Here is a 19,175-nt window from a genome sequence, read left to right as displayed (position 1 = left end):
TCAAACTGTGCCACCTCAGGCGGCCGGACATTTTTATGCAGCAACAGAGGAACTTATGGCCGAATCCAATCAAAATCCCGCTATCGCCGCCGCGATCATTGGTGTCATCGGCTCGATCAGTGTCGCTATTATCTCTAACTGGGATAAATTGACTGGACAACAAAAGGCCGTAGAATCGCCGCCGGCACAGCAAACCGTGACGGCAATTTCTCCGCCGATTGCCCCGGCAAAACCGGCAGTAGTGGAGCCTGTGCCAGTCATCAACATCAGCGGCGACTGGTATAACCCCGCCGCGCCTACCGCAGGCGGCACCCACATCAACCAACAGAGCGACAGTTTTGAATTCCAGGGCTGGGGAATGTTGGCGCAAGGCGTGGGCTATACATCAAAAGGCAGCGGTAATCTGATCGGGCAAACCCTGACTTACGATTACACCGCGCAGTACCAAAACGGCTGGGTTTCGAAGGGCAATTGCACCGGCACGGTAACGCCGAACGGCGCGAAGATTACCGCAACCTGCACCGATACCATCATGGGTACCTACGTGTCGGCAGGCGTGCGGCAATAAGACGGGACAAGGGGCAGACCACCATCCCAGGGGAATGGCAGTCTACTCTTGAACTAACACATCTAACGAATGGCTAACAGTGCTCTTAACACATCAACGCGGCTAATCATGCCGACAAACTGATCGTTTTGAAAAACCGGGAAACTCCTGGTCGGCGATTCCTGAAATTTGCTGGCGACATCCACCAGACTGGCATCGGCACTCACAAATTGCGGGTCTTTGCTCATGAACTCACCTACTTTTCCAGCCATGCTTTGGTTGTAAGCGGATTCGACAAACACCTTCATGCCGTCTTTTTCGGAAAATATCCCCACCAACTTACCGTGTTGGTCCACAACCGGCACGCTGGTTACTTTGTGGTCCAGCAAAATCTTAACAGCCTGAGAAATTTCGGTATCGGGGGTAACGGTAACGATTTTGGTCGACATGTAATCGACTACAGCTATTTTGGCTAGCATGGTGTACCTCCTGTTATTATTTTTTATTCTACACTTGGACAGCCTCGGGACCGACCGGTTCGGCGACCAGCTGACTTCTGCCCTATGCGATTATTATAAAAATTCCCCACACTAGCTAGCTTTATTATTCCAAAGCAGCAGCCACCGAAATACCGGTTGATTTCGGCGTCGGCCACCCATTCCGGGCTAACGAATTAATGCTGCCCCCCCACCCGCAAACTCCTTGTAACGGCCATTTTCAGTAATGTAGGAATTTTCTGCCAGACCGTTGAGATTTGCGTTCCCGGCCGTGCGGATACGACGACATTCAACGGCGGGCTTTGTAAGTTGCAAAATGATTATGCAACTCGCGTATCAGTCTAAACTTGTGAAACCGCACATTGACGTTTCTGCTGAAAATGGATACCGCTTATGCTTGATCGCCATAGTAATCAGTCCGCACCCCAGGACTTTTCCTTACGCAAACTGTTGACCGTACTGACCGCCACGGTGGCTTTATTGCTGATAGTCGGCAATATGTTTGTGTGGCTTAGCCACGGCAAACTGGAAACAGCGGAAGCCGAAAAACAACGTCTGATAAATGCGACGCTGGCATTTAAAAATGTTCGCTATCACGTCGTACAAATCCAGCAATTTCTCACCGATGCATCAGCGGTAGGCGAAGACGATTACAGCGACGCCTTGGCGGAAAAAAATGCCGCTCACGCGGAACTGACGAGTTTACTGGCGATGATGCCGGACATGAACCCGGCGATTAAGGACGCCGATAACGCCGTGACAGAGCTTTATGCCACCGGCGAACGCATGGCAAACGCCTATTTTCAGCAAGGCCGTGAAGCCGGCAACCTGATCATGAAAGCGCCGGAAAATGGCTTCGACGCGGCTTCGGAAATTCTGGCCGACAAACTCAATCAGCTTGCCGGCAGCGTGGAACAGCAAGCCAACGCCGCCTCACAGCAGCAAAATCAGATGCAAAGCCAGATGTTTACGGTCAGCGCCACGGTTGCCGGTCTGGCTTTACTATTGATCGTGTCAGCCAATATCTGGCTGACGCGAAAATTATTTAGCGTGTTGGGCGGCGAGCCCAGCTATGCGTCGAAAATTGCCGGCAGTATCGCCAAGGGCCAATTAGACATCAAAGTCGCCACTGAGAAAAACGATACCAACAGCCTATTGGCGACCATGAAGCTCATGGGCCAGGAACTAACCCGCCATATGCGCGAGATCAATGCGGTTAGCAAGCAAATCGGCCAGTCTTCCTACCAAATATCCAATATTTCCGGCGGTATTTCCAATGCCAACCGATCGGAACAAGCCAGATCGTCCGAGGTAAAAACCGCTACCGAACAATTACGTAACACCACCGAAGAAGTCGAACGCTTTTCCGTTGAGATTCGCCACCGCACCCAGCAAACGCAAAACACGGCACAAAAAGGCATTGTCGCCGTCAACGAAAATCTCGACGAAATGCGCAGAGTTGTGAAGGAAGTGGAAAACGCGGAAGCTAAAACCGTGGCACTGCGCCAAGCTAATCGGCAAATTCAGGATATTACCACCACCATCCGCAACATCACCGAGCAAACCAATCTACTGGCCTTAAACGCGGCCATCGAAGCCGCCAGAGCCGGTGAATACGGCAGAGGTTTTGCGGTGGTAGCCGATGAAGTGCGTAAGCTGGCGCAAAACGCTTCCGGCGCTACCGCCGAAATTGCCAGCATTATTGGCGAATTAACCAAAATCATCGAAGAAAATACTCTGGCGATGGGCTCCATCATCCAGACCACCAAACAGGGCATGGAAAAAGCCGAAACCACCAGTGTAGTCATCAACGAGATTGTAGGTCAGATAGCAGAAAATGCGGGTACGGCGCAGCAAATCTCCCAGGTGTCCAAATATCAACTGGAAAACGTCAACCAATTGCAGACCCGGGTAGAAGCTTTATTCGACGCGCTGGGACAGAACGAATCCAAAGTGCACATCACTCGAACCATCAGTGACGACCTTTACGTGGTGACCGAAAAAATGCGCACTATGCTGGAACACTTTAGCTTCGATGCGCAGTGGACGGCGACCCCCGCCGCCAACGAGAATCGTAAATTTCCGCGCAGCAGCCAATACTTGCTGGCCCATGTCGAAATCGCCGACTTGGTTCTCGACGGCGTCACTGCTGATTTCAGCATGTCCGGTGCCTGTTTGCGTCTGCCTGTGGAACTGCCCTGCCCGCTAAACAGCTCGATTGCCATTCAACTGCGCATTCCGTACGACAATATTCAGCAATACGAGTCCCAACTGCCACTGGAGCTTACCTGCACCCTAGTCTGGCACAAACCCGTGGATGACGAACACCACTACGGCGTCAAATTCAACGAATTCATGTCACCGGAATCCGCACAGAGCTTAAAAGCCTGTTTTGCCTTTTTCAACCACTCCGCAACTTATTAGCCGCGGCCTGAAAATACTCGGCTCAAAAACTCAATCGAACGCGTTGCAGCAGGGGCATTTCCAATCGACGTCCGCTGGCCGCGTCGGGTGCACATGATTCAGCAGTTTTTTCGAGCCGCCGAAATCATGATAGTTTTGGCAGACTTTTTCGAATGCGGCCTTGGGCGATGCGGCATAGCTAAACTTAAATTTGGGATACCTGCCGACATGTTGCTTCAAGCGGGCGTTTAGGTCGGTTTCCGAACGGCCGACGTATTTGACGACAAACTTATTGGTTTTTTGATTAATAATGCCCAAGGCGTAATTGCCTTCGGCGCTTTCCGTAATTAATTCGTTGATTTTGGCATTGCTCAAATCGTAAGCCCCTTGCATATCAAGTGAAGCCATAGTTCCTCCAGTAGCGTCTCGCTATTCTTATAATCAAGTCGTAGGTCTGGCAAATATGCCTGATGACAGGATAATACTCTTATCTGGCCCAAGTATTACTTTAAATATTGCAAGTTCAGTCCGACGCCTTTGTAAGGCGCTGCCGATCAGACAGAACATAGCGCTTGGGATTAGTGAATTTTACAGCTGCCCACAACCAGGAGTCGGGATGCATCGCTTGATATTGTCGGGATGTTTGATCAGTGTGGTTAGTTGGCTGCTGGCCTTCCCGGCGCACGGCACCAATTGGCAAGTCGGCCCGCAGCGCGCGCTTAAGCTGCCTAGCGCGGCTGCAAGACTCGCCAAAGACGGCGATGTGGTCAGCATCGATGCCGGGCTATACCAGGGCGACGTCGCCAGTTGGCCGCAGCAGCGCTTGACCATACGCGGAATGGCAGGCGGCGCCCACCTGGAAGCACTTGGCAATTCAGCGGAAGGCAAAGCGATTTGGGTACTAAAAGGCAATGACACGGTCGTTGAAAATATCGAACTTTCCGGGGCCAGCGCACCGGCGCTGAACGGTGCCGGCATCCGCTTCGAAGGTACTCATCTGACTCTAAGGAATTGCCATTTTCATCATAACCAGATGGGTATCTTGACCGGCGTTAACCCTGACAGCGACATCTTGATTGAAAATTCGGAGTTTAACGACAACACCGTCGATTATCCGCGCTACGGTAAACTCGGCCATAACATCTACATTGGCAATATCCGCCGTTTTACCCTGCAAAATTCTTATATCCACGATGCCAGCACCGGCCATAACGTCAAATCGCGGGCCAGGGAAAACTATATTCTTTACAATCGCATCACCGACGAGCGTAACGGCTCCAGCTATTTGGTGGACTTACCGGATGGCGGTGCCGGCTACTTGATTGGCAATCTGTTTCATCAAAGCGCCAACACCGAAAATGCCGCGATGCTGGCTTTTGCCGCCGAACACAACCAAACTCAGCCGAATCAACAGCTATATCTGGTGAACAACACTTTCGTCAACGATTACCCCGGCGGCTCGTTTCTGCATAATCACAGTATTGCCACCGCGATGTTAATCAACAATCTGTTGATAGGCGAAGCCACCGCCATGATTGGCCCCAACCAGGAAAACCACGACCTCAAGGCTAAGGCCAAGGTGTTACTTGATCCGGCAAGTTACGATTACCGCCTGAAACCTAATGCGCCGGCAATCGATCAGGGCATCTCCCCCGGACTCGCCGCCAACGGGATGCTGCTTAATCCCCAATTTGTCTATCGCCATCCGCGCGGCAGCGAAAAACGCCGCCAACAAGGACCGCTTGATGTGGGCGCCTACGAATTTATCGCCAAACAGCCCGATTAAACCTCAGCTGAACAAAGCCAAGGCCTTTTTCAACGTTGACCACACACCCCAACTGAGCGGGATCAGTACATAAAGCCAGAATACCGCCAACAGCCAGGGGCTGGAAGATTTGCCCGATTCGGAGTTATTCATAAAAAGTGCCCTGCCTTACTTAATGTTCGGCTTCGTCAGCCGGATAAATACCGTCCAGCTCGTCGAAATCGCCGTGTTTCATATGATGTTTCTCATGCACCGGGCGGATCGATAGATTGGCGATAAAACCCACCACCAATAGTCCGGCCATAATGTACATGGTGACGTTGTAGGCATCGGCCTTAGCCACGCCCTGGCCTATTTGATATTCGCGAATGTAATTCACCAACACCGGCCCCAACACGCCAGCGGTTGACCAAGCGGTTAATAAGCGGCCATGGATTCCGCCGACAAAGCGCGTGCCGAAAATATCCGCTAAATAAGCCGGAATCGTCGAAAAACCGCCGCCGTACATACTCATGATCAAGGCGTACAGCAACACGAACAGCGCCATATTGCCGCTCATACCCATGGTAGGTATGGTGGAATACAAGCCAGCGCCCACCGCGAAAAAAATAAAATAGGTGTTTTTACGCCCGAGATAATCCGACGCCGACGACCAAAAAAACCGCCCGCCCATATTGAACAAACTCAGCAAACCGACGAAACCGGCCGCCGAGGCCGGCGTTACCGAGCCTTTAAACATCTCCTGTATCATCACCGAAGCTTGCCCCAGCACACCGATACCGGCCGTCACATTCAGGCACAGTACCAGCCACAGCAAATAAAATTGCGGGGTTTTTAAAGCTTGGTCGATATGCACGTGCTTATCGGTGATCATTTTGTTTTGCACCAGCGGCGGCGTCCATCCCGCAGGCTGCCAATCAGGCGGCGGGATGCGGATGGTCAATGCACCTATCAGCATCGAACAAAAATACAGGCCGCCCATCACCAAAAATGTTTGCACTACGCCAACCGATTCGGCCGATTTAAACTGGTCCATCAGCAACACCGATAAGGGCGCGCCTATCATCGCCCCGCCGCCGAAACCCATGATAGCCATACCGGTCGCCATACCGCGCCGGTCGGGAAACCATTTGATCAACGTCGATACCGGCGACACATAGCCCAAACCCAAACCAATACCGCCAATCACCCCATAACCCAGATAAATCAGCCAAATTTCATGCAGGTGCACGCCCAGTGCGGAGATTAAAAAACCACCGCCAAAACAGCAAGCCGCAACGAACATCGTCAGGCGTGGCCCGACTTTTTCCAGCCATTTACCGCCGAACGCCGCCGACAACCCTAAAAACACAATCGCCAGGCTGAATATCCAGCCCAGCGTCGTCAGCTTCCAATCCTCCGGCGCGGAGGTACCGATGCCTATTACCCGAGTCAATGGATCGTTGAACACACTGAACGCATAGGCTTGGCCGATGCACAGATGCACCGATAAAGCCGCCGGCGGCACTAACCAACGGCTATAGCCGGGCTGCGCGACGCTATGTTGTTTGGAAAAAAATCCCGACATACTTGAATCCATTGTTTAACTAAATTTTTGATAGTGGCGTTTTACCGCAGCGCCGGCCCATGCGGCATTTTAGCATTGCCGGCCGGTGGGCTTTAAGTCCAATATCCGCGGACCTAAATCAGTACCAAGCCGGCGAAACAAGCCATATACCGCGAAACCGTCCATTTATCTAACATAGATTAATTAAAAAACTCAGCCCTTATGCCCTGCAACACCCGCCGTGTTGGGACTTCCGTTCCCGGCACACTAATTGCTGCCACCCAAAAGCCTTCTAACTTCTAAATACCTGATAAAAACAATGAAAAAAACCAAGTTACAGGATTTTCCAGTTGCCCAACCCGGCCACCTAGCAGGCGTCGCCGCCTTGCTGTTTTCGCTGCACGGCATCGCTCACGCTGCCGAGCCATCGCCGACCGAGGATCTAAAAACCAGCGAGACCAACAGCAAAACCAAAACGGCCAGAACCACTAGCCAAAGCCAAACCAGCGACACCACCACTACACTGGATACAGTCACCGTAGCGGGAACGGCTCCCTTTAATCCACCCAACCAAAAACCGCAACTGGATACCGAAGCCGCTACCGGCAGCCGCCTGGGCCTGACACCTCGCGAAACGCCGGCTTCGATCACGATTATTGATCGGGCAACTTTCGAAAAGCGCGGCGCGCAGACTACGCAGGAAGCCTTGGAAAGAGCCCCAGGCATAATCGTATCGTCGCAACCCGGCTCGGCGGGCTCGGTGTCGATGCGGGGTTTCACCGGTTCGCAAATCACGCAGCTGTTCAACGGCATTACCGTGCAATATGATGTCGTGGCCGCCCGCCCCATCGATAGTTGGCTCACTGATCGCGTCGAAGTCTTGGGTGGGCCGTCCACATTTTTATACGGCCAAGGTGCAGTAGGCGGCTCGGTCAACTATGTCAGCAAAATTGCGCATCGCGGCCCGGATGAACATCACGGCTTAGTTTCGCTGGGAGAATACTTAAATCGCCGGGCGTCCTACGGTTTCAACGGCCAACTCGGCAATACCGATAACTGGCTGCAAGCCGACATCAGTTATTTGGGGTCCGAAGGCTATATCGACCACACGGAAGCCGATTCCGGCGTGATGTCGTTTTCCTTGTTAAGCGACATTACGTCCAATCTGTCGCACACCATCGCTTTCGAGCATCAGATGGAAGACCGCGATTCTTACTGGGGCACGCCGGTACTGAATCCGGTCGTCAACGGTAGAATAGTCCCCTGGGGTACCGCCGGTTTAGGGCCCACCGAAGGCCAAATAGACCCCGGCACCCGCTTTAAAAACTATAACGCCAGTGGTTCGGTATTTGATCAGCAGGTGTTTTGGTTACGCGACATTGTCGACTATCAACTGTCCGATAACACCCAATTCAAAAACACCTTTTACTATTACAAAGCGGATCGCCAGTATTTAAACGTAGAAGGTTACGACTGGAACAGCACGAATACCCTGATTACCCGCAATAAATCGTTTGCGGTAAATCACGATCAGGCTTTGGTCGGCAACCGATTCGAAATCGTGCATAGCAGTAATTGGTTCAGCCTGCCTTCGAAAATTTCGGCCGGGGTCGACATTGCCTACAACAAGCAAACCCGCGCACCCAGCATGGAAAGCTCGACAGGCACCGTCAGTATCGTTAACCCATACAATTTCAGCACCGGCACCTACTACGACAACCCTCTGGCCACCGGGCCAATCTCCAACGCCCGCAACGAACTGTATACCGTCGCCGGTTATGCCGAAAACCGCCTGACCCTGGTGCCCGATCTGAATTTGATCACCGGCGTGCGGGTAGACGATATTCGTCTGGATGCGAAAAATCTACGCACTTCCTTTGTGCCTCCGACCGCCACCAGCCCCGCCGCTTTCGGCCGCCGCTGGACGGCTGTGACTTGGCGGGCAGCGTTGATGTACGACATCACCTCCACCTTTAACGTTTATGCGCAATACAGCACCGCAGCCGATCCGCCGTCCGGGATTTTGACCACCGGCACCTTCGCCGCGCTGCAAGACTTCGATCTCACCACCGGCCGGCAAGCAGAAGTAGGCACCAAATTCGACTTTTGGGACGGCAAAGGCTCGGCGACACTGGCAGGCTATTACATCGAACGGAAAAATCTATCGATAACCGATCCGACGGACCGAAATCGGCAGTTACCGATTGGCGCACAGTCCTCCGGCGGTGTAGAGGCCAATATTGGGGTACAACTCACCGACGAATGGAGCGTGCAAGGCAACATGGCCTACGTCGATGCCCAGTACGACAAATTCCTGGAAACCGTCGGCACCAGCACGGTGTCAAGAAAAGGCAATCGGCCGGCCAATGTCGCAAAATGGGTGGCTAATGCCTGGCTGACCTGGGATTTCGATGCCGACTGGCAATGGAGTTTTGGCTCGCGCTACGTCGGCGACCGTTTCGTCGATACCGCCAACTTGATCAAAACCCCGGCTTATGCGGTATTCGATACCCAACTGTCCTGGAAATTTAATCCAAAAGCCACTGTCACCGCGCGGGTTAAAAACCTGTCCGACGAGCAATACGTCGAATGGGGTAGCGGCGGTAACGCCCCGTTATTTTTCGTCGCCGCACCGCGTACCTTCATGATGGAATTGAAAGTAGACTTTTAATGCTCAACGGGCTAAAGCGCAATCTATATCTGGTTCACCGTTGGCTGGGTATAGCCTTGTGCTGTTTCATGGCCATGTGGTTCGTATCCGGCGTCGTGATGATGTATGTCGGCTACCCCAAACTGACGCCACAGGAAAAGCTGAGCGCCTTGCCTGGCTTGGCGGCTGAGCGCTGCCGCATCAACCTTGCACAAGCATTGGAAGCTAGTGCTCAAGCCAAAAGTCCCGATAGCGTGCGCTTGACCAGCGTTGCCGGCGCGCCGCGTTATGTATTTGCTTACGGCAAAACCCAAATCGCCGTGGATGCCGAAACCGGGAACCGTGTCGATCAGGTGACGCCGGCCCAGGCCTTAGCGTCAGCCGGCAGCTTTCTGGCGACGGCTGACGGCTATTATCTGGATCGCATCGACGAAGACGCCTGGACGCATTCCAAAGCGCTGGACGAACATCGGCCGCTGCACCGCGTGCAAATGGCCGACGAGCAAGCCACGCTGCTTTATATTTCCAACACTACCGGCGAAGTGGTGCGCGATGCCACTCGCCACGAACGCACCTGGAACTGGCTGGGCGCCTGGATTCATTGGCTATATCCGTTTCGCGGCGGCGCTTTGGATCGTTACGCGGCGGACATTGTCATTTACACCGCGCTGGCCGGTTCGGTATTAAGTTTGCTTGGCCTAATCGTTGGCATACTGCGTTGGCGTTTTCAGGGCCGTTACAAACATGGCACAAAAACCCCATACCGCGAGGCCTGGATGCGGTGGCATCACCTGCTGGGATTGGGCTTTGGCGTAATCGCCTTCACTTGGATACTCAGTGGCTTATTTTCGATGAATCCGTGGAAAATATTCGACTCCACCGCCGCCAAACCCAAGCTCCAGACCTACATGGGCGGAGACATTTCGCCGCAGTATTTCCCGTTGTCCGCAGCGGAAGCCTTGGCGCGTTTTCAAAATACCGGGTTTCAGCCGCGGGAAATCGAATGGCGCGTACTGAACTGCCAAGGTTTTTACATTGCTTTTGATGGTCAGGGCCGCAGCCGTATCCAGACGGCGCAGACTGATAGCCGGGTTTTCGAGAAATTCGAGTGGCCGGCCCTGCAAACCGCAGCCGAACGGCTCATGGCTCCGAATAAAATTGCCAGGCAAAGCGTGTTAAACGAATACGATTTTTACTACTACAGCCGCGCCGCGCATACCATGACCGGGCACATCGACAAACGTTTGCCTATCCTGCGTTTGGAATTTGCTGACGCCGACAGCACCTGGCTGCATCTCGACCCCTACACCGGTCACTTCAGTAAACTCGATGCCGGTAGGCGCGTCAGCCGCTGGCTATTTGCCTTTTTACACAGTTGGGACTGGCTGCCTTTACTGAACAATCGGCCGGTCTGGGATATTGTGTTGATAGTATTCAGCACCGGCGGCTTGTTGATTAGCGCGAGCGGTATCGTCATCGGCTGGCGGCGTGCGAAGCGCAAGCTGGCTATTCATTAAGCCAACCCACGCATACCGTCGTTTCCAAACAGACGGGAGCCACCCATCCCTTATCAGCTCTCCCCAAGCCTGATCGGCTTAGTCGATAACCGTTAGAAAACGTCAGCCAAAACGCTTATTCTGTCGGCACGTTTAACCTCGCTGGGTAGTCCCCTTCTACCGAAACGCCAAAATGCTACGGATACTAAAACCATGAACGACTCAAGAACCCGCTTGGACAGAATCAATACCCGGATTAGAAACCACCCGCTGCTGTCATTGTTGATTGCGGTCAGCACGCTGGTTATTGGCCTTTCGACGTTTACCAACGCCACCCGGAATCTAATAGATCTGTTAAGCGGCGCAGAACAGCGGCCGGCAATCAACGGATTATGGCAAGCCCAAGTCAGCTATGACTGGCCGAACGCTAATTATCAAGAGCGATTCGATTTCGCCGGTAGCGATACGCAGCTATATGGCAGCGCTACATTTACCGGCAGCCCAAACGGCATTTTGGAAGGCGAGATCGCCGGAGGCACCTTGCGTTTTATCACCAAAACCTCGGAATCGCTGGGATCAGGCCCCACACAACAGGCTATCCATCGGTATCAAGGCAAAATAGCCGGCGATGAAATTAAATTTGTGATGCAAACCGAAGGCGGTTATTCGGCACATGTGCCTGTTGAGTTTACCGCGAAGAGAACCGGCAATCCGGCGCTTCCGCCGGCAGCTAACTGATATTTGCGCAGAACAGCAAAGTGACAGGCTTCGCGCCGCTGCCCCTGGCCGCATTTCCAATTAGACAGCCTGATCCGGTGTTAGTGATCTAAAAATATGATCTGAGTTGATTGGCTCGCTCGCAAATTGAATGATTTGGCGAAATGCCACCATAACAGTTATGCGCTTTTTCAAGCCATACAGATTTCATTTCACTAAATCTGTACTTAAAAATTAGGCGAGTAACTGAATCTGTTTGGCTTTTTCCGAGGTTAGTAAAGTATTCACCGTCGACCAGACAACGCTGGCGGCCAAAAATACTTCCCTGCATCCATCCCGCCGATGCAGGGCATTTTTTACTAACATCCAGGAGAACTTCATGCCCGCAGTCACCTCACCGGCACATCAAAAAGGCGATTGTTTTGTCGATTTCGAAGAAAAAGTATTTGAAGACGTCAAAGCCGAGCCAGGCCAGAAAGCTTTGGTCAAATTCCATACCGTCGCTTTTGAAGGATCAATTGGCTTCGTCAATCTGCTACAAGCAACCCGTTTGCAACGCAAAGGCTTCGAAACCTCCATTCTGCTGTATGGTCCGGGAGTCACCTTAGGTCTGCAACGTGGCTTTCCGCGTTTGGGCGACGAATCATTTCCCGGCCACCAAAACTACGCTAATCAGATTGCCAAATTCATCGAGGAAGGCGGCAAAGTCTATGCCTGCCGCTTTGCGCTGCAAGCTTTGTACGGCCATGGCGAGCCCAGCCTATTGCCGGGCATTCGTCCGATCAGCCCATTGGATGTGTTAGACATCGTGTTACTGCACCAGCGCGACAACGCCTTCATCCTGGATACCTGGACTTTATAAACCGTAACGCCGAACCCTTCATCGAGAGGGCGTCGTAAAAATCAAAATGTAGGTTGGGTTAGCGTAGCGTAACCCAACAAAATCAAATTGTTGGGCTTCATTGCATTCAGCCCAACCTACGTTTTGAGCTTGTTGATCATCCACAGGAGAAAAAAGTGACCAATCCCAACATCGTCAGAGCGGCGGCGGTACAGATTGCGCCGGTGTTCGAATCCGCCACCGCCACCGGCGACAAGGTTTGCCAGGCCATCAGCGACGCCGCCGCGAAAGGCGCGCAAATCGTGGTGTTCCCGGAAACCTTCGTGCCTTATTACCCCTACTTTTCCTTCGTGCTGCCACCGGTCAGCCAGGGCCGAGAGCATTTGAAGCTTTACGATTACGCGCCGACGGTGCCGGGACCTGTTACCGATGCCGTTGCCGCACAAGCCAAGGCGCACGGCGTAGTGGTGGTATTAGGCGTCAACGAGCGCGACCACGGCAGCCTGTACAACACTCAATTGATATTCGACGAAACCGGCCGTCTGGCGCTGAAACGCCGCAAGATCACCCCGACCTACCACGAACGCATGGTCTGGGGCCAAGGCGACGGCGCGGGTCTGAAAGTCATCGAAACCAGCATCGGCCGTATCGGCGCGCTGGCCTGCTGGGAACATTACAACCCGCTGGCTCGCTATGCCTTGATGGCCCAGCACGAACAAATCCATTGCAGCCAGTTTCCCGGCTCCCTGGTCGGGCCCATTTTTGCCGAGCAAATTGAAGTAACGATGCGCCACCATGCGCTGGAATCCGGTTGCTTTGTCATCAACGCCACCGGCTGGCTCAACGATGAGCAAATCGACGCGGTCACTACCGAGCCAACCCTGCAAAAAGCCCTGCGCGGCGGTTGCTGTACCGCCATCATTTCGCCGGAAGGCCAGCATGTGGTCGAACCGTTACGCGAAGGCGAAGGCATGCTGATCGCCGATCTGGATATGAATTTAATCACCAAACGTAAACGGATGATGGATTCGGTCGGCCATTACGCCCGTCCTGAACTACTTAGTTTGCGCATAGCCGACAGGCCGGCGGTACCGATGTTCAGCGACCTGCCAGCCGTTTCGTCTCAACCCATCCAAGAGAGCGACCGCGATGACGCTATCAGCACACACTAAAGTCGGCGTGGCAGAGCTGATCGCCGATTTGCAATCCTTAGGCTTACGCCTGGAAGGCAGCGAAGTCGGCATCACAGGACGGCGTGGCGGTGCAGGGCCTTCCGATCACAAAGCCATTAACTTGGCCGGCCGAACCGTGATGATACCGATCGCCACCGTGTCGGCTTGCGAATCGCCGTTCATCGCCAGTCGGCCCGATGTCAACGGTATCAGCGAGATTCGCCGCGATGGCGCTGTGGTCAGCCACGTTCAATTCCCGCGCCAGCCACGTTTTTACGGTTTACAGACTGCCGACGGCATTCCGTATTCGCAGATCGCCACGCTGCATTCGTCCGATGTGTTGGCGACCACACTACTGCAATCCTGTATTCGATACGGCAACCGCAAAACATCCTGCCAGTTCTGTGCCATCGGCCAGTCGCTGGCGGCGGGCAAAACTATCTTGCGTAAAACGCCTGAACAATTGGCCGAGGTCGCGAAAGCCGCGGTCGAACTGGATCAGGTCAAACACATGGTCATGACCACCGGCACGCCGAATCTCACCGACAGAGGCGCGGCATTGCTCTGCGAGAGTGCCGAAGCCGTTAAGGCAGTCGTCGATCTGCCGATTCAAGGCCAATGCGAGCCGCCGGATGACGACATCTGGTTTGAGCGCATGAAGGCTTGCGGCATCGATAGTTTGGGCATGCATCTGGAAGCGGTGACGCCGGCAGTGCGTGAACGCATCATGCCCGGCAAGGCCAGCGTGCCGCTGGACCGTTACATGGATGCGTTCGACGCCGCGGTGGCGGTGTTCGGTCGCGGCCAGGTAAGTACCTATATTCTGGCGGGCTTGGGCGATACGCCGGAAGCGATTCTGTCGATTTCCGAGCAGTTGATCGCCAAAGGCGTTTACCCGTTCGTGGTGCCTTTCGTGCCGATTAGCGGCACCCCCTTGGCAAACCATCCGGCACCGACGCCTGCCTTTATGGCGAAAATCCTGCCGCAACTGGGTGCGATGCTGAAGCAAGCAAACCTGCTATCCCTAGACATGAAAGCCGGTTGCGCCAAATGCGCAGCCTGCTCGGCACTGGCCAGTTATGAGGTGTGAGATGTGGAGCAACGACTTTAAACCGTATTTTGCCAACGCTTACCTGATCAAATTCGTCACCGAGGATTGGGAACGCAAACAAATGCGGTCGCTGCGCCAGGCGGTGTTTTGCGAGGAGCAAGGTATTTTTGCCGGCGACGATCTGGACGACATCGACCACATCGCCACCCCTATCGTCGCCATCGCCTGCGTCGCCGGCCTGCCGGATCGCGTTGTCGGCACTGTGCGTATTCATCAGGAACAACCCGGCGTGTGGTGGGGATCGAGGTTGGCGGTGGATCAGGACTACCGCAAACAAGGCAGTCTGGGCGCCGCTTTAATCAAACTGGCGGTCACCAGCGCCCACGCCCAGGGTTGCACCCGCTTTCTGGCGCAGGTGCAAAGCCGCAACCAATTGCTGTTCCGCCGACTGCACTGGAAAACCTTGCAGGAAATCGCGATGCACGGGCGGCCGCATTATCTGATGCAAGCGGACCTGGCTTGGTATCCGCCTTATGCCGACGGCGCTATCGGTTTTGTAACGACCAGTCGGATCGCGGCATGAGTTCATTGACTGAATTGACCAAGAGCATCCAACAAGGCTTGGGGCTGGCGCATAAGCGCGACATCGCCGAGGTGGTGGGAAGACTCTATGGTTCCCACGCTCAGCGTGGGAACCCAGCCCCGGACGCTCCAGCGTCCCGAACCGCGGAGCGGTTCAGCTTGCATTCCCACGCGGAGCGTGGGAACGATGTACCCGTGGGCGATGACTGCGCGGCCATCCCCGACGGCGACGGCTTCCTGTTGCTGGCAAGCGAAGGCTATTTGAATGACTTCGTCGCCAGCCAACCCTGGTTTGCCGGCTATTGCGGCGTGATGGTCAACGTCAGCGACATTTACGCGATGGGCGGCCGGCCAATCGCGGTGGTCGATGCGATCTGGAGCGAAGGTGCTGGCCAAGCCAAGCCGATACTGGAAGGCCTGGCCACTGCCGCGCAAGTTTACGGCGTACCGGTGGTTGGCGGCCACAGCAATTTGCGTAACGACCGCCCGCAATTATCGGTAGCTATCCTGGGTCGGGCGCAAAAACTGTTGAGCAGTTTCGCCGCCAAACCGGAACAACAACTGCTGGCAGCCATCGATTTGCGCGGCCATTTTCGCGAACCCTATTTGTGGTGGGACGCCAGCACCGGCGCGCCACCGGAACGTCTACGCCAAGATTTGGAAATCCTGCCAACACTGGCCGAAACCGGCCTATGCGATGCCGCCAAGGACATCAGCAATGCCGGCGTAATCGGCACCTTATTGATGCTGTTGGAGTGCTCCGGTTTGGGCGGCGTGATCGATATTAACGCCATACCGCGTCCAAGCCACATCGATTTGGCAAGATGGTTGCGCTGCTTTCCCAGCTACGGCTTCGTGCTGAGCGTCGATACCCATGACACCGGCGACGTGATCGAACTGTTTAGCCTGCGCGGCATCGCTTGCGCGGCCATCGGCAAGACTGACGACAGTGGCCGGTTGCGGCTTAAAGCCGGCGACGCAGAGCAACTGCTCTGGGATTTAAACAGCGAAGCCCTGATCGGCTGCGGCCCAAACCGGCAGGACTAGCCATGCCAAGACTACGCATTGCCATGCTGACCCATTCCGTTAACCCGCGCGGCGGCGTGGTGCATGCGATGCAATTGGCGGAGGCCTTGCAGGAGTTGGGACACGATGTGACCTTGATCGCCGCAGCGGAACCCGGCAAAAAATTCTTTCGCGCCGTACGCTGCCGGACAACCCTGATACCGCTAACCAGATTGAGCGGCGATTTGGTCGCCACCGTCGGCCAGCGCATCCAGGCTTATATCGATTACTTCAGCCAATCCGCTACCACCACATTCGATATTTACCACGCTCAGGATGCCATCAGCGGTTGCGCGATGGCCGAACTTAGCGAACGCGGCATCATCGATGGCTTTGTCCGCACCGTGCATCATCTGGATAGTTTCGACGACGTTTCGTTGATGACCTGGCAAAGTCGCTCGTTTGTGGCCGCCCAACGAGTCTTGTGCGTCAGCCGCGATTGGCAGGACAAGTTGCACAAGCAGCATCGGATTGCCGCCACCCAAGTCAATAACGGCGTTGATGTGCAACGCTATTCGCCCGTACCGCATGCCCATGACGAAACCCTGCGCCAATCGCTGGGTTTGTCGCGGGGCGGGCCGATTTTCCTGGCGGTTGGCGGCATCGAGGCACGCAAAAACACCTTGCGTATCTTCGCGGCATTCCGTGAGGTTTTGCAGCAGCGTCCCAATACGCAGTTGATCATCGTCGGCGGCGCCAGCCTATTAGACCACAGCGACTACCGCCAACAGTTCAACGCCGCTGTCGCCGAGAGCGCTATTCAGGAGGGCCACGGCCAACCATTGATCATCACCGGTCCATTGCCCGATGCCGACATGCCGAGTTTGTTTCGTCTGGCTGACGCACTGGTGTTTCCATCATTGACCGAAGGCTTTGGCCTAGTGGTGCTGGAGGCCATTCTCTCCGGCACGCCGGCTATCGTTTCGCTGCGGCCGCCGTTTACCGATTATTTGCAAGATCAGGACTGCATCTGGACTGATCCGGAAGATAGCGCCGCGATCTCGATTGCAATGAAAACCGCCATCGATGATTTTCCCAAGGCTCGCTTGCCAACAATCGCCCAGCGTTTAAGCAGCGAGTTTTCCTGGGTGCAGTCGGCCAATACCCATCTTGAAATTTACCGTTCACTCATCAACGCCCAAGGAACCCACTATGCCTGAAATGCGCTTCCGCGTCCGCTGGCCGGACCAAACCGAAAGCCTGTGTTATTCGCCGTCACTGGTGATCAAGGATTATTTCCAACCCGGACAAAGTTATCCCTTGCCGGCATTCGTCGAGTACAGCCGCGAAGCGTTGGAAATAGCCAGCGAAAGAGTACGGCAAAAATATGGCTACACCTGTTCCAGCGCGATGAGCCAACTGGCGGAAATCGAAGCCAAGGCCAGCCAATTTTTGGATAGCGACAACCCCATGGTCAGCGTGACCGAATTCATCGAATAAACCAACACACCCCCAATCAAATAGACGAGGACGCCATGAAAGAAAAATCAGAAAATACCCGCCTGCACTATGACACGATTATCGTCGGCGGCGGCCAGGCCGGTTTGTCCGTCAGTTACAATCTGCAAAAACACGGTATCAACCATATCATCTTCGAAAAAAACCGCATCGGCCATTCTTGGCGCAACGAGCGTTGGGACAGTTTTTGTTTGGTCACCCCCAACTGGCAATGCCAACTGCCGGACTTTCCTTATCAGGGCGACGATCCCAAAGGCTTTATGCTGAAAGACGAAATCGTCGATTACATCGAAGCATTTGCCAAAAAAGTCAATCCGCCGATCCTGGAAGGCGTGGCGGTAAATCGGGTCTGGCGTGGCGAGCAAGGCCAATTGCATGTCAGCACCTCGGTCGGCGAGTTTTCCGCCGATCATCTGGTGGTAGCAACCGGCGGCTACGACATTCCCATCGTGCCCGACTATGCCCACAGCCTGCCTAAACATATCACCCAGATTCATTCGGTCAATTACCGTAACCCCGAGCAACTGCCGGAAGGTGAAGTGCTGGTGGTGGGCACCGGCCAATCCGGCGTGCAGTTAATGGAAGACTTGCATTTGGCCGGCCGCAAGGTGCATCTGGCAGTTGGTAGCGCCCCGCGTTCGCCGCGTATGTATCGCGGCCGCGAGACCACGGAATGGTTGTTTGACCTGGGTTTTTATCAATTGACCATAGACCGCCATCCCCTGGGCGACGAAGCCAAACATAAAACCAATCACTATCTAACCGGGCGTAGCGGTGGTCACGAAATTGATTTGCGCCAGTTTGCCTTGGAAGGCGTGAAACTTTACGGCAGCATGACCAATATCAACGGCAGCCTATTGGAGTTTTTACCGGATTTGACCAAAAACCTGGACGATGCCGACGAAATCTACGTCAACATCCGCAATGACATCGACCGTTACATCGCCGAGCATAATATCGATGCTCCGGTAGAACCGCCGTTCCGCAAAGTATGGGAACCCGAGTTCGATCCCACCCGCATCGACGCCGACGCCGAAAACATCACCAGCATCATCTGGGCCATTGGTTTTAGACCGAACTATCGCTGGATAGAGCTGCCGGCATTCGATGGCCGCGGCTTCCCGCAATACGATCGTGGAGTCAGCAACGTGGACGGTCTGTATTTTATCGGCTTGCCCTGGTTGCATACTTGGGGTTCCGGACGGTTCCTGGGGATTGCCGACGATGCTGAGTATTTGGCGGATGTGATTAAGAGCAAATTGGCGGTTAAGACAGTGGCTGAGCTTTAATAATTGGCCGTCAGTGCGGCAAGGCCAGCATAGAGTGGGCTTTATAATACGGCTTATTGATCGAACTTAAACGAGTGGATGCTCAGTGCAAATGCA

18 protein-coding genes are annotated in these 19,175 nt (G+C 54.3%); 14 read left to right on the top strand and 4 right to left on the bottom strand.

From position 1 onward, the window contains the following. The first annotated feature begins 55 nt into the window (after positions 1-55). Entirely contained in the window at positions 56-568 is a 513-nt protein-coding gene (locus JL719_RS09315; RefSeq protein ID WP_033156675.1) for a hypothetical protein, read from the top strand. A 62-nt stretch (positions 569-630) separates the two neighbouring features. On the opposite strand, the gene JL719_RS09310 is transcribed toward JL719_RS09315, so the two are convergent. Continuing rightward, positions 631-1,026, bottom strand: a complete 396-nt coding sequence (locus JL719_RS09310; protein WP_033156676.1) for a CBS domain-containing protein — start codon at positions 1,024-1,026, stop codon at positions 631-633. 411 nt (positions 1,027-1,437) lie between these two features. Here JL719_RS09310 and JL719_RS09305 point away from each other — a divergent pair, with 411 nt between their 5' ends. After that, on the top strand, positions 1,438-3,468 hold the full coding sequence (locus JL719_RS09305) for a methyl-accepting chemotaxis protein (RefSeq protein ID WP_051669983.1): 2,031 nt from the start codon (positions 1,438-1,440) through the stop codon (positions 3,466-3,468). Positions 3,469-3,498: 30 nt separating this feature from the next. Here JL719_RS09305 and JL719_RS09300 read toward each other — a convergent pair whose 3' ends face one another. Further along, positions 3,499-3,855 carry a hypothetical protein gene (locus JL719_RS09300; RefSeq protein WP_020481539.1) on the bottom strand — a complete coding sequence of 119 codons (357 nt, stop codon included), beginning with the start codon at positions 3,853-3,855 and terminating at the stop codon, positions 3,499-3,501. A 208-nt stretch (positions 3,856-4,063) separates the two neighbouring features. Between JL719_RS09300 and JL719_RS09295 the strand changes: the two genes are divergently transcribed. Beyond that, positions 4,064-5,233, top strand: a complete 1,170-nt coding sequence (locus JL719_RS09295; protein ID WP_033156677.1) for a right-handed parallel beta-helix repeat-containing protein — start codon at positions 4,064-4,066, stop codon at positions 5,231-5,233. Between the two features lie 3 nt (positions 5,234-5,236). Here the strand turns inward: JL719_RS09295 and JL719_RS24285 are convergent, their stop codons facing one another. Beyond that, complete coding sequence (locus JL719_RS24285; protein WP_256438971.1) at positions 5,237-5,365, bottom strand: MFS transporter small subunit; 129 nt, start codon at positions 5,363-5,365, stop codon at positions 5,237-5,239. A gap of 19 nt (positions 5,366-5,384) precedes the next feature. After that, positions 5,385-6,779 (bottom strand): L-lactate MFS transporter, encoded by a 1,395-nt coding sequence (locus JL719_RS09290; protein ID WP_033156678.1) that lies wholly within the window; start codon positions 6,777-6,779, stop codon positions 5,385-5,387. A 298-nt stretch (positions 6,780-7,077) separates the two neighbouring features. Between JL719_RS09290 and JL719_RS09285 the strand changes: the two genes are divergently transcribed. The 11 genes from JL719_RS09285 to JL719_RS09235 all read left to right on the top strand — a co-directional run bounded on the left by JL719_RS09285 (position 7,078) and on the right by JL719_RS09235 (position 19,079). After that, entirely contained in the window at positions 7,078-9,429 is a 2,352-nt protein-coding gene (locus JL719_RS09285) for a TonB-dependent receptor (RefSeq protein WP_033156679.1), read from the top strand. Next, a complete protein-coding gene (locus JL719_RS09280; RefSeq protein WP_033156680.1) occupies positions 9,429-10,925 on the top strand; it encodes a PepSY domain-containing protein in 1,497 nt (498 codons plus the stop codon). The genes JL719_RS09285 and JL719_RS09280 overlap by 1 nt, the downstream gene beginning before the upstream one ends. A 192-nt stretch (positions 10,926-11,117) precedes the next feature. After that, a complete protein-coding gene (locus JL719_RS09275; protein ID WP_033156681.1) occupies positions 11,118-11,642 on the top strand; it encodes a hypothetical protein in 525 nt (174 codons plus the stop codon). A gap of 358 nt (positions 11,643-12,000) precedes the next feature. Then, positions 12,001-12,483, top strand: a complete 483-nt coding sequence (locus JL719_RS09270; RefSeq protein WP_033156682.1) for an MSMEG_0572/Sll0783 family nitrogen starvation response protein — start codon at positions 12,001-12,003, stop codon at positions 12,481-12,483. Between the two features lie 155 nt (positions 12,484-12,638). Beyond that, positions 12,639-13,634: a Nit6803 family nitrilase gene (locus JL719_RS09265; RefSeq protein WP_033156683.1), complete on the top strand. Its 996-nt coding sequence runs from the start codon at positions 12,639-12,641 to the stop codon at positions 13,632-13,634. After that, on the top strand, positions 13,612-14,724 hold the full coding sequence (locus JL719_RS09260) for an MSMEG_0568 family radical SAM protein (protein ID WP_174843450.1): 1,113 nt from the start codon (positions 13,612-13,614) through the stop codon (positions 14,722-14,724). The genes JL719_RS09265 and JL719_RS09260 overlap by 23 nt, the downstream gene beginning before the upstream one ends. Before the next feature lies 1 nt (position 14,725). Next, positions 14,726-15,268 carry an MSMEG_0567/Sll0786 family nitrogen starvation N-acetyltransferase gene (locus JL719_RS09255; RefSeq protein ID WP_033156684.1) on the top strand — a complete coding sequence of 181 codons (543 nt, stop codon included), beginning with the start codon at positions 14,726-14,728 and terminating at the stop codon, positions 15,266-15,268. After that, positions 15,265-16,314, top strand: a complete 1,050-nt coding sequence (locus tag JL719_RS09250; protein ID WP_033156685.1) for a sll0787 family AIR synthase-like protein — start codon at positions 15,265-15,267, stop codon at positions 16,312-16,314. The genes JL719_RS09255 and JL719_RS09250 overlap by 4 nt, the downstream gene beginning before the upstream one ends. A gap of 2 nt (positions 16,315-16,316) precedes the next feature. Continuing rightward, on the top strand, positions 16,317-17,492 hold the full coding sequence (locus JL719_RS09245) for an MSMEG_0565 family glycosyltransferase (protein WP_033156686.1): 1,176 nt from the start codon (positions 16,317-16,319) through the stop codon (positions 17,490-17,492). Next, a complete protein-coding gene (locus tag JL719_RS09240) occupies positions 17,485-17,772 on the top strand; it encodes an MSMEG_0570 family nitrogen starvation response protein (RefSeq protein ID WP_033156687.1) in 288 nt (95 codons plus the stop codon). Before JL719_RS09245 ends, JL719_RS09240 begins: the two co-directional genes overlap by 8 nt. A 35-nt stretch (positions 17,773-17,807) precedes the next feature. Continuing rightward, positions 17,808-19,079, top strand: coding sequence for an MSMEG_0569 family flavin-dependent oxidoreductase (locus JL719_RS09235; RefSeq protein WP_033156688.1), 1,272 nt, complete (start codon positions 17,808-17,810; stop codon positions 19,077-19,079). Positions 19,080-19,175 lie beyond the last annotated feature (96 nt).

It is taken from the genome of Methylomonas sp. LW13, from assembly GCF_016865255.1.
Lineage (GTDB): Bacteria > Pseudomonadota > Gammaproteobacteria > Methylococcales > Methylomonadaceae > Methylomonas.
This window is presented reverse-complemented; position numbering and strand designations above follow the sequence as displayed.